This window comes from Neisseria sp. P0014.S009, assembly GCF_051958155.1.
Lineage (GTDB): Bacteria > Pseudomonadota > Gammaproteobacteria > Burkholderiales > Neisseriaceae > Neisseria > Neisseria flavescens_C.
Genome location: NZ_JBQCVS010000253.1, coordinates 1 through 238, shown reverse-complemented (window position 1 = coordinate 238; position 238 = coordinate 1). Strand labels below are relative to the sequence as shown.

Annotated in this window: 1 pseudogene; it reads right to left on the bottom strand. The window is 45.4% G+C overall.

The features are described from left to right. Window positions 1-238: pseudogene (locus ACTHS4_RS12550) on the bottom strand (A/G-specific adenine glycosylase); the annotation flags it as partial.

The window sequence follows — 238 nt, the reverse complement described above, 5'->3', positions numbered from 1 at the left end:
ACGCAATACAGACCGCCCCAAATGCCTTTGGAAGTGCGTTTTTCAAGCAATAATGCGCCATCAGTGTGATGAATATTCAGCCAGTAAAGCGGTTGGGTTTGCACTTCGGGAGCAGTTTTTTTGCGGGGCAGTTCGTCAATGCGGTTTTTTTTTTATGCTTCACAGATGTCTGCCATAGTACATTGATGGCACAAAGTTTTTGTCCGTATGAATACGGTAGCGCCCAAATCCATCAGTC